The following is a 13236-nucleotide window of genomic DNA, read 5'->3' as shown; positions in this document are numbered from 1 at the left end:
CGGGCAAGATGCGTCAGCCGACAGCCGTTTCCCGACGGCCGACGGCCGTCAGCCGTCGGGAAACGGGCGCCGAGGCAGTCGTGGGACCTCCGCGGCGGCGCGGAGCATGGGCAGGACGGGGGTGCGCAGACCGATGCAGAGGTCTTCGTGCGGGCGGGTCCTGCCGTCCAGGAAGCGCAGCAGCCGGGTCATGGGCACGCGCGCGAACAGGCTGGAGAAGAAGGCGGGACCGTCCACCAGGCCGCTGTCGAGCGCGTGCAGCAGTACGGCGTCCATGGCGCGCGAGCGGGCCGAGTGGGGCGGTGGCGGCACCGGCCGGCGTCCCTGCCGGAGGGCGGCCGCCACGGCGGCGGTCTGCCGCTGCACACCCGCGAAGGTGTAGCCGGTCGAGGGCCGGGTGGCGCCACCCGCCGCGCCGATACGGAAGACGCACGGCGCCGTCTGCCGCGCGAACGGGGCGTCGGTCATGGGGATGACGCCCGTCTCGGTCCTGACGACCTCGAGGTCCTTCAGGCCGAGCACGGCGCCGGTGTAGTGGTCCAGTGCCGTGTCGTAGGCGTCCTTGGACAGGACGGAGGGGGAGAACTCCGTGTACTCGACCAGGGCCTCCCGTGAACCGGTCGGCAGCACATAGCCGAAGGACAGGCCCTTGGCGGGCTGGGGCATGCGGAAATCCATGAGGTCGGCCCGTGACGGATCGAAGGCCGGACGCCTGGTCCGCACGAACCAGCCGCGGAAGTGCTGGAGCAAGGTCGTCCGTGCCGCGGGCAGGCTGCCCGCGGGGCGGGAGTCGAACACCCAGCGGGCGCGCACCGATCGGGCGTGTCCGTCGGCCGTACGGGCATGGATCACCGCGCCCTGCTGGAGGGCCTCCACACTGTCGACCGTCGCTTCCATGCGCCGCACTCCCTCGTATTGCGCGAGGTCGTGCGCGATGAGGAACTCGTAGTCCTCCGAGCGGATCATCTTGTAGCGCAGGGGCGAGATGTCGTCCTCGATGGGCCGGCCCGCGGGCGGGTGCACGCGCAGGCGGCGCCAGGACGCGGTGACGGCGGCGTCGTAGCGGCCGCGGCCCGCCTCCCAGAAGCACCAGGTCCGCCGGGGAGGGCGCAGCGGGCCCGGCGGGGCGTCCACCAGAACCGCCGACAGCGGGCGGGCGCCGGGTACGGGGCGGGCCAGCCGGTGGGCCAGGGACAGCCCTGCCGCCCCCGCCCCGATGATGGCGACGTCCGCCTCCTGCACGACCACCTCACCCTTTCCGAGCCCCTTGCCCGTGTCGATGCCGGTCCGTGGACACCATTCCCGGTGCGGTACCCCTCCGGATGCAGTCATCACGCGAGCGTGGTCACGAACTTCCGGGCGGCCGGAAGAGAGGCCCGCCCCACCGGCCCCGCCCACGGTGCCCCGCACGCCCTTGCCCGTTCTCGGACCCGCCGCATCCGTCTCCCCTGCCGCTTTTCGAACCCGCCGCATCCGTCTCCACGCCCCGGCCCGAACCACGGACGACGACATCAGCTCCGATCGCGAGGCACTCGATGACGGGACCCGGCACGAGCCCCACCGCGGCCAAAGGTCACTGCCCGCCCCCCTGCCCGGGCGGGGAGCCCTCCTCCGAGCAGGGCTTTCCCCCTCTCGTACAGCGCCCTGGCGAGCAGTGGGACCCTGTGCACGCCGACCACCCACGCGCCGACCACCCACGCGAACCCGCGCCCGGCGCACGCCGGATGGGTCCCGACGACGCCCGTGCCGTGGACGCGGACGTCGCCGGGGCCGTGCGCCGCGTGCTGTCCGCGGTGCTCGCCCAGCGGATGAGCGCGGCCGAGTCCCTGGACCCTCTCTTCGCCAAGGACGTGGCCGCACGGGTCGCCGACTTCGCGCGGGACGGCGGCAAGCTGACCCGCTCCCGCTTCGTGTGGTGGGGGATGCGTGCCTGCGGCAGCGGCTCGTCCGTCACGGCGCCGACGCTTCGGATCGCCGCCGCCCTGGAGCTGATCCAGACCTGTGCCCTCGTGCACGACGACGTGATGGACGCCGCGCCGGTGCGCCGTGGACGGCCCTCGCTGCATGCCGATGTCGCGGCCCAGTACGCCGACACGGTCTCGGCGTCGCACAGCCCGCGCCTCGGGCAGGCGGCCGCGATCCTGGCCGGTGATCTGGCCCTGGTGTGGGCGGACGACCTGGTGGCCGGCACCGACCTGCCCTCCGCCGCCGCGGCGCGGGTCGGGGACCTGTGGAGCACCATGCGCATGGAGATGGTGGCCGGGCAGTACCTGGACGTCCAGGGCGAGGCCACCTCGGCGCGATCGCTCGCCCGCGCCGTCCGCACCGCCTGCCTCAAGAGCGCCCTGTACTCCGTGGAACGCCCGCTGTCTCTGGGGGCCGCGCTGGCGGGCGCCGCTCCCGGCACGACCCGGGCCCTGTCCTCAGTTGGACGCAACATCGGCCTCGCCTTCCAGCTACGCGACGATCTCCTCGACGCCTTCGGCGAGGCGCACGCCACCGGCAAACCCGCGCGGGGCGACATCCGCAGCGGCAAACCCACCTACCTCGCCGCCGTCGCCCGGGCGCGGGCCGAGGGCGCGGGCGATCGGCGCGCCCTGGCCCTCCTGCACGACACACTCGGCCGGGCCGACGCCTCCGACGCCGAACTGGCCGAGGTGTGCGCCGTGTTCGAGGCCACCGGCGCCAGGGCCACCGTCGAGACCAAGATCGGACGACTGGTGGACCAGGGACTGCACCACCTCGACAGCGTCCCTCTCGTCCCGCACGCCGGAAGCCGGCTGCGCGAGTTGCTGTGCGCGGCGGCCGGCGCACCCTCGGACGCCATGGGCACAGCGCCCGGCGCACCCCCGGACCGGGCGGGCACAGCGCCCGGTGCACCCCCGGACCGGGCGGGCGGAGCGGCCGGTGCACCCCCGGACCGCGCGGGTGGAGCGGCCGGCGCACCCCCGGACGCCGTAGGCGACGCACCCGACGCCCCCGTCCGCGTATCCCTGCTGCCGACCGCCGACGAGGACGGGGGACGTCGATGACCCGCACCGTTCCCGGGCGCACCGACCACGTCGTGGTCGTCGGCGCCGGGCTGTCCGGGCTGGCCGCGGCTCTGCATCTGCTGGGGGCCGGGCGCCGGGTCACCGTCGTCGAGCGCGACAGCTCACCCGGAGGGCGCGCGGGACGCCTGACGCGCCGCGGCTACCACATCGACACCGGCCCGACCGTGCTGACCATGCCCCACCTGGCCGACGAGGCCTTCGCCGCCGTCGGCGAGCGGCTGACCGACCGGGTCGAGCTCATGCCCCTGCACCCGGCGTACCGGGCCCAGTTCGCCGACGGAAGCCTCCTGGACGTCCACACCGACGCGGAGGCGATGGAGGCGGAGATCGAGAAGTTCGCCGGAGCGCGCGAGGCCGCCGGTTACCGGAGGCTGCGCGCCTGGCTCGAAAAGCTGTACCGGGCCCAGATGCGGCGCTTCATCGACGTCAACTTCGACTCCCCCGCGCAGTTGCTCGCCCCGGACCTCGCCCGGCTGGCCGCGCTCGGCGGCTTCGGCCGGCTGGACGCGCGCATCGGCCGTCATCTGCACGACGAGCGGCTGCAACGGATCTTCTCCTTCCAGTCCCTGTACGCGGGCGTGGCGCCGGCCCGCGCGCTGGCCGCGTACGCCGTCATCGCGTACATGGACACCGTCGCCGGTGTGTACTTCCCGCGCGGCGGCATGCACGCCCTGCCACGGGCCATGGCGGACGCCGCAGCGGCGGCGGGGGCCGACCTGCGATTCTCAGAACCGGTGACCCGGCTGGAGCGCTCCGGCGACCGGGTCACGGCCGTCGTGACGGCACACGACCGGATTCCCTGCGACGCGGTGGTCCTCACGCCCGATCTGCCCGTCGCCTACCGCCTGTTGGGCCATGTCCCGAGGCGCGCGGTGCCGCTGCGCTTCTCCCCCTCGGCCGTGATCCTGCACGCCGGCACCGACCGCACCTGGCCCTGGCTCGCCCACCACACCCTCTCGTTCGGCGCGGCGTGGCGGAGCACGTTTTGTGAACTCACCGAAACCGGCCGCCTGATGAGCGACCCGTCGCTGCTCGTCACCCGCCCGACCGTGACCGACCCCACGCTCGCCCCGCCCGGCCACCACCTGCACTACATCCTCGCGCCCTGCCCCAACACCAGGCTGGGCCCGGGCGCCGCGGAGTGGGGCGACCTGGCCCCCCGCTACCGGCACAGCCTCCTCGCCGAACTCGACCGGCGCGGCCTCGACGGCATCGCGTCCGCCATCGAGGAACAGTGCCTGGTCACGCCGGCCGACTGGCAGGCGCAGGGCCACGCGGCGGGTACACCCTTCTCCGCCGCCCACACCTTCGCGCAGACCGGGCCGTTCAGGCCGCGCAACCTGCCGCGCGGGACGGTCAACGCGGTCCTCGCGGGCTGCGGCACCACGCCCGGCGTCGGCGTACCGACCGTCCTGCTGTCCGGCAAGCTGGCCGCGGCGCGGATCACGGGCGGCCCACGCTCGGGCCGTACCGGTGCGCCGTCACGGGCGCGCCGCCTCCGGGAGAGGAGGCCGGCGTGACGGACCGCGAGCTCGACGCGGCGGGCATCACCGATCCCGGCCTGCGCCAGGCGTACACGAGGTGCCGGCAGCTCAACGCCCGGCACGGCAGGACGTACTTCCTCGCCACCCGCCTGCTGCCGGTGGCGCGCAGACCCGCCGTGCACGCCCTCTACGGATTCGCCCGCTGGGCCGACGACATCGTCGACACCCTCGACCCGACGACCGGTGCACTGGAGCGTTCCGCCCGACTCGCCCGCCTGCACCGGGAGTTGCGGACGGGTCTGTGCGACGGGGACAGTGCCGAGCCGGTGGTCCGCGCCCTGGCCGACACCGCCCGCCGGTACGCCATCGACCCACGGCACTTCACCGACTTCATGACCGCGATGCGCGCCGACCTCGACGTCACCGACTACGCCACGTACGCCGATCTGCGCCGCTACACCTACGGCTCGGCCGAGGTGATCGGCCTGCAGATGCTGCCGGTGCTCGGCACGGTGGTCCCGCGCGAGGAAGCGGCACCGCACGCCGCGGCCCTGGGCGTGGCCTTCCAACTCACCAACTTCCTGCGGGACGTCGGCGAGGACCTGGACCGCGGTCGCGTCTATCTGCCCGCGGACCTACTGACCGCCCACGGGGTGGACCGCCAACTGCTGTACTGGAGCCGGGAGTCCGCACGCCCCGACCGCCGCATCACCTCCGCGCTGCGGGAGTTCGAGCACCTGACCCGCGAGGTCTACCGCGAGGCGGCCCCCGGCCTGGCCATGCTCGAACCGGTGTCACGCCCCTGCATCCGCACTGCTTTCGTCCTCTACGGCGGCATCCTGGACGCCGTCGCCGCGGACGGCTACCGCTCGGTGCAGCGCCGGGCCGTCGTCCCGCGCCGTCGCCGCGCCGCGGTGGCCCTCGACGGCCTGGCGCGTGTGGTCGCGGCCAGGCTGCGCACCCACGCACCCGTGCGGCAACGGGAGTCGGCGCCCGTCACCCCGGAGGAACCGCCGCTCTCGTCCACCACCGAACCGATGCACCGGAGGCTCGCATGACATCTCGTCGGCGGTCAGGCCGCCATGCGCTCTCGCTGCGACGGCATCCGGTGCGCTGGGAACGGCAGCACCCCACCTGGCGTCAGGCCCGGCCCGGCGTCATCGCCGCGGCCCTGAAGCGTTCCCAGTCCCGCCCGTCCGGCAACTGGTACGTCGTCGGCGCGACCCGCGACGTACGCGACGACCGGCCCCTGGCGGCCACGGTGGCCGGGCACGAGATCGTGGTGTGGCGCACCGCCGACGGGCGGCTGGCGGCGGGCCCCGGCGTCTGCCCGCACCTGGGAGCACCCCTGGCCGAGGCTCCGGTGCACTGCGGCACGCTCGTGTGCCACTGGCACGGACTGGCACTGGACGGTGCCCCGTTCGCGGGCTGGGAGCCGGTGCCCGTGCACGAGGACGGCGTCCTGGTGTGGGTACGCCTGGACGCGGTGGGTGGTGAACCGCCCCTGCAGGCACCGGTCGTGCCGGCCCGACCGCCGCTGACGCGCTCGGTCGCCGCCGTCTACAAGGGAGTTGCGTTCTGCGAACCCGAGGACGTCCTGGCCAACCGGCTGGATCCCTGGCACGGAGCGTGGTTCCATCCGTACTCCTTCGTGGACCTGACGGTCGTCCGCACACCGGACGCGGCCGGGTCGGACGAGCCGGGCGACGACGGATTCACCGTCGACGTCTCCTTCAAGGTGGCCGGGCGGCTCGTCGTACCGGTGCGGGCGGTCTTCACCAGCCCCGAGCCGCGCACGATCGTCATGCACATCACCGAGGGCGAGGGCCGCGGTTCGGTCGTCGAGACGCACGCCACCCCGCTCGGGACGGACGGGCGCGGACGGCCGCGCACCGCCGTCGTGGAAGCGGTGGTGGCCTCCTCCGAGCGTCCCGGATTCGCCGCGGCCCGTACGGCGGCACCGGTGCTGCGCCGGCTCATGGCCTCGACGGCCGGGCGCCTGTGGCGCGACGACCTGGCCTACGCGGAACGCCGCTGGCACCTGCGCTCCACCGGGCGCTTCCCCGGCTGACCGGGCGGGGCGCCGACCGTTGAAGCGGCCGTTCGGGGGCAGTCGGAACAGGCATGCACCGGGGAGAGGACCCGGTCCGGTGGAGGGAGCCTGTCCGCGATGGGAACGGCCGTGCACGTCCCGCAGACCAGGGACATGATCGGGGAGGAACTCTCCGGCGACGAGGCGCTGACCGCGCTGCGGCGCTACGGCGGCATGCGGCTGCTGGTCGACTCCTTCGCCCGGTTCCGCTACGCCGACGGCTTCTCCCACGCAAGGGCCCTCGGCTTCCAGATCGTGGTCGGCCTGGTGCCGCTGGCCCTCGCACTCGTCGGCCTCGCCACGTCCGTGCACACCGACGCGGTGGGCCGGATCGTCGAACGCTCCCTCGGCGACATCGTGCCCGGGACCGGTGCGGAGGTGATCCGGGAGGCCTTCGCGAGCTCTCGGCAGAGCGCGCACGGCGACGTCTGGAGCACCCTCGCCCTGTGGCTGGGCCTCGCCTTCGCCCTGCTCAACCTCGCCTCGGCGATGGGCCAGATCGAGCGGGGAGCCAATCGCATCTACGGCATCGAGCGGGACCGGCCCTTCACGCACAAGTACGGCCGTGCGCTGCTGCTGGCGACGGCGGCCGGGCTGCCGATGGTGCTCGGGTTCGTGGTCCTCGTGGCCGGCGAGCCGGTCGGCGACGCCATCGCCACGACCCTGGGCTCCTCCGCCGACGCGGACCACTGGTGGGCCGCGCTCGAGATCCCGGTCGGGCTGGCGCTCGCATGGATCGCCTCCGCCGTGATCTTCCGGTGGTCACCGCGCCGCAGGCAGCCGGGCTACACCTGGCTCGCCTTCGGCAGCGCGGTCCACCTCGTCCTGTGGGTCGTGGCCACATGGCTGCTGGCGCTCTACGTCGGCGAGAGCAGCTCCTTCGGAGCGGTCTACGGCCCCCTCACCGCCTTCGTCGCCCTGATGCTGTGGGCCAACGTGACCGGCGTCGCCCTGTTCCTCGGAATCGCCTTCGCCGCCCAGCTGGAGGCGGCGCGCGCCGGCATCACGTCGGCCGTCCACCCGGATCCCGGACCGGGCAGCTGAGACCGGAGGAGACGGGGCCTACCGCTCCTCGAAGTCCTCCGGGCTCACCCCGGCCTCCTCGAGCGCTTCGCGCACGGTGCGACCGGTCGCACCCGCCGGCGCGTGCCGCACAGGGCCGTGCGGTGCGTCACCGGTCGACGTGATCGTCCTCGCCTTCGCCTTGTCGTGCTCGGTGTCGTGTTCGGGCTTCTGCTCGTTTACGGCCATGATCCTCGTGTACCCGTGCGGGCGGGGATATGCGCCCGCGCTATCCGAGCTTCGCCTTCCTGGCACGCCTCCACGCCTCCGGCAGCTGACGCTCGCGCGCCTCGCCCGAGGCCATCTCCTCGCCGTACAGCACGCCCCAGGTGAAGTTGGGCTCGCCTGCCGCGTGGGCCGCGATCGCCAGGTCGCGCAGCACATCGCGGGCCACGACGCCGTCGTGATGATCGCCGCTGATCTGCTGGACGGCCTTCATACGCTTGCCGAGACGCTTGGCGGGCTTGCCGAGCGCCGGGCGGGCCGCCTCCGCGGCGTAGCGGACCCGTTTGGCCGCCTTGCGGGCGTGGTGGACGGCCGCGTCACGCTCGGGGCCCGCGGGCAGTGCCAGCGCACGGTCCATGCGCCCGCGCAGCCGCCCGTGCTCCCTGACGATCGCCTTGGTGAGAACCTTCTCGGGCCTGCCCGACGCCTTGGCGCGCAGGGGCGGGTCCTCGAGCAGCCGGGTCAGCGACTCCAGCAGCTCCAGATAGCGGGGCGAGGCCAGCGCGGCGAGCGTACGGCGGCGGGCCTGCGCCTGCTCCGCCGCGTCCCAGACCTGCAGCCGGGCGCTGACCGGCCCGAGGACCAGCTCGCCGGGCAGCTTCGTCACGCCTGCCGCCAGCCGGTCGCGCAGGACCTCGTGGTCGCGCTCGTCGGCCAGCTCCCCTGCCAGCCACTTCAGTTCCGCCCGCACCGGATCGGTGACCTGGCGGTCGAGGACGGACCGGCAGGACCGCAGACAGCTGCGCAGCCGGCGGATCGTGGTGCGCGTCTTGTGCACCGCGTCGGGCCGGTCGCGCCGTACCGCCGGGTCGAGGTCGGACAGGCCGCGCACCAGGCGCTCGATGTAGGCGTGTACGTGCGCGCCCGCCGAATCCGGTTCGATGCCGGCGCCCAGATGATCGCCGTTGGGGGCGGGGGTCGTCTCCCGCAGGGCCCGGGCGACCTTGGAGGGGCTGTCCGCCCGCTCGATGCCGTTCCTGCGCAGCACCTTCTCGACCTGCTTCAGGAGCCTGGGGTCGCCGCCCTCGGCGAGTTCGACCTCCATCTCGGTCCACATGGCGTGCAGCCCGGAGACCAGCCGGGAGTCCGCGCGCACCGAGTCGAGGCTGACCTCGGCCACGGCGACGCCCTCGGCGTCGAGCAGATCGCGCACGGAGCGTGTGGAGCGGATCCGCACCACGGGTCGCAGCGGCGCTCCACGGGTGCGGGACAGAGTCAGTTCCCGGAGGTCGGCCGGGACGTTCTCGTCGCTCTCGGACAGCGGGAGGCGGATCTCCTCCCTGCTGTCGCCGGACAGCGGGAGCTTCAGGTGCCATCCGGCATCCGTACCGCCGGTCCTGCGCCGCAGACTGGCGCCACCGCTCGTCAGGCGCAGGTCCTCGGTGTCGTAGTAGACGGCGTCCAGCTCATGGACTCCCCGGTCGGCCAGCGACACTACCGGTCCCGCACCGACCAGCTCGGACAGCCAGGAGATGTCGTCGGCCGCAGGCGCCGCGTACTTGCGTTCTGTTTCCTGTATCGACTGGGCCATACATTCCGGCTGTACCGGATCGCCGGGATCAAACCGACAGACACGGATTCTTCGGCCGTATGTCACGTGGAAGGAGTGGCGATCGTCGTAGACGTGTGAACTGGCAGCCCGACGGCAAAGGAGGCGGAGGGCACCGTGACGGACGAGGACAGGAAACGGGCCGCGCATCAGGCACTGGTGGAGCGTGTGCTGAGCGGTGAGGGCCAGGCGTCGGCGGAGCAGCGAGCGCTTGCCTTCGGCAACGACCGCGGGCTCGCGCCGCCGCTCGACGCGCTGGTCCGCAAGGTCGCGGACATGCCGGCGCGGGTCGGCGAGGCGGACCTGGCGGCGGCGAAGGCGGCGGGGTGCACCGAGGACGAGGTGTTCGAGCTGGTCGTCTGCGCCGCCGTCGGCAAGTCGGCGCGGCTGTACGACGCGGGGCTCGCGGCGCTGGCCGAAGCGACCGCCGAGGAGGCATGAGCATGAGACTCGGCATCCTCGATCACGGCTACTCCCCCGGAACGAAGCTGCTGTTCGCTGTCATCCGCCTGTTCTCCCGGCAGCCGGTGCCCGACGCCGCCAAGCTGGTCTTCTACCGGCGCGATTTCTACGGCACCCGAGCCAAGGCGTTCACGCACGAGGTGATGCGCGGGCCGTCCGACTGGTCCGTGGGCGACCGGGAGCTGATGGCCGCCTACGTGTCCAAGGTGAACGAGTCCGCCTTCTGCGTCGGCGCGCACACCGCGACCGCCGGACAGGCCTACGGGGACGGCCGGAAGGTCGCGGCGGTGCTCGACGACCTGGAGTCCGCGCCGCTCGCGGAGCCGCTCCGGGCGACCCTGCGGATGCTCGGCGAGCTGACCCGGGAGGGGAAGGTCGGCGCCGACGACATGCGGGAGGTGCTGGCCGCCGGCGTCTCACCCCAGCAGGTCAGGGACGCGCTCGCGGTCTGCGCCGCTTTCAACGTCACCGACCGGCTCGCCGATGCCTTCGGGTTCGAACTGCTCAGTCCTGAAGGGTTCGAGGCGGGCGCCGAGTATCTGCTGAAGCGGGGTTATCGGTAGTCAGTCGTGGTCGTAGCGCTTGCCCAGATCGAGTGCTTCGGGCAGACCGACCGTCTGGAAGAAGTCGTCGAGCCCGGGCAGGTGCCGTACGGCGCCGACGGGCGTGCCGGCCGCCGCGACATCGGCGAGGACGTCCCGTACGGCCGTGGTCGCGGCGAGAAGCGTCGAGAGAGGGAAGATGACCAGGCGGTAGCCGAGTTCCGTCAGGCGCGCCAAGCCGGTGGGCGGGGTCTTGCCGCCTTCGACCCAGTTGAAGAGCAACGGCGTATCCGGGAAGGCCGCCGCGGCCGCCTCGATCTCGGCGTCGGTCTGCAGGGCTTCGAGGAAGAGCATGTCGGCGCCGGCGTCGCGGTAGCGCCTGGCTCGCTCCAGCGCTGCGTCGAAGCCCTCGACTGCCCGTGCGTCGGTACGGGCGATGATCACGAAGTCCGGGTCGCGCCGGGCCTCCACGGCCGCCTCGATCTTGCCTGCCATGGTGCCCGCCGCAATGACCTTCTTTCCGTCCATGTGGCCGCAGCGTTTGGGGGCCGGCTGGTCCTCCAGATGGATCGCGGCGACGCCGGCGGCCTCGTACTCGTGGACGGTGCGGATGACGTTGATCGCGTTGCCGTAGCCGGTGTCGGCGTCCGCGATCACCGGCACGCCGACGGCCGAGACGATACGGCGGGCCGCGTCCGTCATCTCGGTCATGGTGAGCAGGCCGATGTCGGGACGGCCGAGCAGCGAGGCGGTGGTGCCGAAGCCGGTCATGTACACGGCCGGGAATCCCGCCTGCTCGACGAGCAGGGCGCTCATCGCGTCGTACGCCCCCGGCGCGAGCACCGGGTCCGGTCCGCGCAGCAGCTCTCGTAGCCGCCGCGGGCCGCTCGTACGCGAATCCGGCAGTGGGGCCATGGTCGCTCCTTGTCGCCTACGGGCCGCGGGGCGGCGGACCGCGTACCCAGGGGGTGGATCTCCTGCACATCGGCCCGATCTCCGGGTCGCCGCGCCATCGATACCCTGCCCCGGTATGGTGTGACGGCAGGCATCGAGCACGCGGGGCGAGTGAGAGGGACGGGTACGCAGGTGGACAGCGCACAGGCGGCCAAGCGGGGCACGGCCCGGCTGCTGGCCGTGTGCGCGGTACTGTTCGGACTCTTCCTCATGCACGGCGCCCCGTCCACGGCGGCGGAGGGCTGCCACGGCGCCATGGGCGCTGCCGGCGGCACGACGACGGGGATGGCGGGCACGCCGATGACCGGCGTCGCGAACGCACCCGTCGCCGGTGGTCATCACACCGCCATGGCGTCCTCGACGCCGCCCGTCGTGGACGCCGCCTCCGGCCCCACGATGCGAGGTGCCGCCTCGTCCGGGATGCCCGGGACGCTGTGCGTGTCGACGCCGGCTCACGACCGGATCCCGCTCCCCGCGTCCGGACTGCTCGCCGTCACGGGCGCCCTGGCCGTCGTCCTGTGGGGACCGGCCGGGCTGCGAGCGGCAGCCGGCGGGACAGGGCGGCGCGGGCCACCGACCGGTGGACGAGGTCTTCTGCTTCAGGTGTGCGTCGCGCGGACGTGACGGGCGCACCGGATCCAGCCGTTCGGCTCGATCCGGACCCGCGTCCTGCTCGTTTCCGCGTGCCACCGGTGTGGTGCGCCCACCTGGAAAGACCCACATCCATGCGCTCTTCCCGGCCTGTTGACCGGCTCACCTTCCGTTCCCTCTCCCGTTCCGCCACGCGCCGCCGCAGCCTCGCGGCGGCCGGCGCGGCCACGGCTCTCGCGCTGGCCCTGACCGCCTGCGGTTCCTCCGACGATTCCTCGTCGTCCATGCCCGGCATGGACCACGGCGCCAAGTCCTCCGCCTCCCCCAGCACCTCCCAGGCGATGGGTGACATGCCGGGGATGGAGCACGCGGCCACCGGCAACGGCCTGTCCGCCACCCAGGACGGCTACCGTCTCTCCGCCAAGGACTCGACGCTGCCGTCGGGCGAGCCGACCGCCTACCGGTTCGCCGTGACCGGCCCCGACGGCAAGGCGGTCACCCGCTTCGCCCTCGACCAGACCAAGCGGATGCACTTCTACGCCATCCGCTCCGACCTGACCGGCTTCCAGCATCTGCACCCGGCCATGGCCGCGGACGGCACCTGGACCGCCGGCCTGGCCTCGCTCGCGCCCGGTTCGTGGCGCGTGTTCGCCTCCTTCACGCCCGCCGCCGGGTCCGGCAAGGGCCAGGACTTCGTGCTCTCCCGGACCGTCTCCGTGCCCGGCAGCGCCGCGAAGAACCCGCTGCCCGCACCGGCCCGCAGCACCCAGGTCGACGGGTACACCGTGACCGTCAAGGGCGAGCCCATGGCGGGGATGGCACACCCGCTGACCGTCAGCGTCGCCAAGGACGGCAAGCCCGTCACCGATCTCCAGCCCTACCTCGACACCTACGCCCATCTGACCGCGTTCCACGAGGGCGACGCCGCGTTCGCCCATCTCCACCCGACCACCAAGGTGACCGGTGACCACGGCGGCCCGGACCTGGCGTTCCACGCCGAGCTGCCCACGCCCGGCAACTGGCGGCTGTTCCTGCAGTTCCGGACCGGCGGCACGCTGCACACCGCCGCGCTGACCCTGCGCGCCGGCTGACCCTGTGTGGGGGGGCGCCGGGGGAGGGGGGGGCCCCCCCCCCCACCGGCGGAGAGGGAACGAACACAAAAGGGGGGTTTTTTGTCCTCCTTCCGCCGCCCATTTCAAGGGAAACCCCCCAAATGGGTGCC

13 protein-coding genes are annotated in these 13236 nt (G+C 73.3%); 9 read left to right on the top strand and 4 right to left on the bottom strand.

What is annotated here, in order from left to right:
• Positions 1-48: 48 nt before the first annotated feature.
• Complete coding sequence (locus ACFU97_RS12490; RefSeq protein ID WP_384254716.1) at positions 49-1242, bottom strand: lycopene cyclase family protein; 1194 nt, start codon at positions 1240-1242, stop codon at positions 49-51.
• Positions 1243-1724: 482 nt separating this feature from the next.
• On the opposite strand from ACFU97_RS12490, the gene ACFU97_RS12485 reads away from it, so the two are divergent.
• From ACFU97_RS12485 to ACFU97_RS12465, 5 genes are all read left to right on the top strand, one after another.
• Positions 1725-3032 (top strand): polyprenyl synthetase family protein, encoded by a 1308-nt coding sequence (locus ACFU97_RS12485; RefSeq protein ID WP_384254555.1) that lies wholly within the window; start codon positions 1725-1727, stop codon positions 3030-3032.
• Positions 3029-4573 carry a phytoene desaturase family protein gene (gene crtI / locus ACFU97_RS12480; RefSeq protein WP_384254553.1) on the top strand — a complete coding sequence of 515 codons (1545 nt, stop codon included), beginning with the start codon at positions 3029-3031 and terminating at the stop codon, positions 4571-4573. The genes ACFU97_RS12485 and crtI overlap by 4 nt, the downstream gene beginning before the upstream one ends.
• Positions 4570-5595, top strand: coding sequence for a phytoene/squalene synthase family protein (locus tag ACFU97_RS12475; RefSeq protein ID WP_384254550.1), 1026 nt, complete (start codon positions 4570-4572; stop codon positions 5593-5595). The genes crtI and ACFU97_RS12475 overlap by 4 nt, the downstream gene beginning before the upstream one ends.
• Positions 5592-6608, top strand: a complete 1017-nt coding sequence (locus ACFU97_RS12470; RefSeq protein ID WP_384254548.1) for a DUF5914 domain-containing protein — start codon at positions 5592-5594, stop codon at positions 6606-6608. Before ACFU97_RS12475 ends, ACFU97_RS12470 begins: the two co-directional genes overlap by 4 nt.
• A gap of 99 nt (positions 6609-6707) precedes the next feature.
• On the top strand, positions 6708-7673 hold the full coding sequence (locus ACFU97_RS12465) for a YihY/virulence factor BrkB family protein (protein WP_384254546.1): 966 nt from the start codon (positions 6708-6710) through the stop codon (positions 7671-7673).
• An 18-nt stretch (positions 7674-7691) separates the two neighbouring features.
• On the opposite strand, the gene ACFU97_RS12460 is transcribed toward ACFU97_RS12465, so the two are convergent.
• Positions 7692-7880, bottom strand: coding sequence for a hypothetical protein (locus tag ACFU97_RS12460; RefSeq protein WP_384254543.1), 189 nt, complete (start codon positions 7878-7880; stop codon positions 7692-7694).
• A gap of 40 nt (positions 7881-7920) precedes the next feature.
• Entirely contained in the window at positions 7921-9447 is a 1527-nt protein-coding gene (locus ACFU97_RS12455) for a CHAD domain-containing protein (RefSeq protein WP_384254541.1), read from the bottom strand.
• A gap of 135 nt (positions 9448-9582) precedes the next feature.
• Here ACFU97_RS12455 and ACFU97_RS12450 point away from each other — a divergent pair, with 135 nt between their 5' ends.
• Together ACFU97_RS12450 and ACFU97_RS12445 are read left to right on the top strand one after the other, a co-directional pair.
• On the top strand, positions 9583-9906 hold the full coding sequence (locus ACFU97_RS12450; protein ID WP_384254539.1) for a hypothetical protein: 324 nt from the start codon (positions 9583-9585) through the stop codon (positions 9904-9906).
• Positions 9903-10490 (top strand): carboxymuconolactone decarboxylase family protein, encoded by a 588-nt coding sequence (locus tag ACFU97_RS12445; protein WP_384254537.1) that lies wholly within the window; start codon positions 9903-9905, stop codon positions 10488-10490. Before ACFU97_RS12450 ends, ACFU97_RS12445 begins: the two co-directional genes overlap by 4 nt.
• Here the strand turns inward: ACFU97_RS12445 and ACFU97_RS12440 are convergent, their stop codons facing one another.
• Positions 10491-11384, bottom strand: a complete 894-nt coding sequence (locus tag ACFU97_RS12440) for an oxaloacetate decarboxylase (RefSeq protein WP_384254534.1) — start codon at positions 11382-11384, stop codon at positions 10491-10493.
• A gap of 171 nt (positions 11385-11555) precedes the next feature.
• On the opposite strand from ACFU97_RS12440, the gene ACFU97_RS12435 reads away from it, so the two are divergent.
• Entirely contained in the window at positions 11556-12047 is a 492-nt protein-coding gene (locus ACFU97_RS12435) for a hypothetical protein (RefSeq protein WP_384254532.1), read from the top strand.
• Positions 12048-12148: 101 nt separating this feature from the next.
• A complete protein-coding gene (locus ACFU97_RS12430; protein WP_384254529.1) occupies positions 12149-13105 on the top strand; it encodes a hypothetical protein in 957 nt (318 codons plus the stop codon).
• Positions 13106-13236 lie beyond the last annotated feature (131 nt).

The sequence above is a fragment of the Streptomyces sp. NPDC057616 genome (assembly GCF_042800575.1).
Classification (GTDB): Bacteria; Actinomycetota; Actinomycetes; order Streptomycetales; family Streptomycetaceae; genus Streptomyces.
This window is presented reverse-complemented; position numbering and strand designations above follow the sequence as displayed.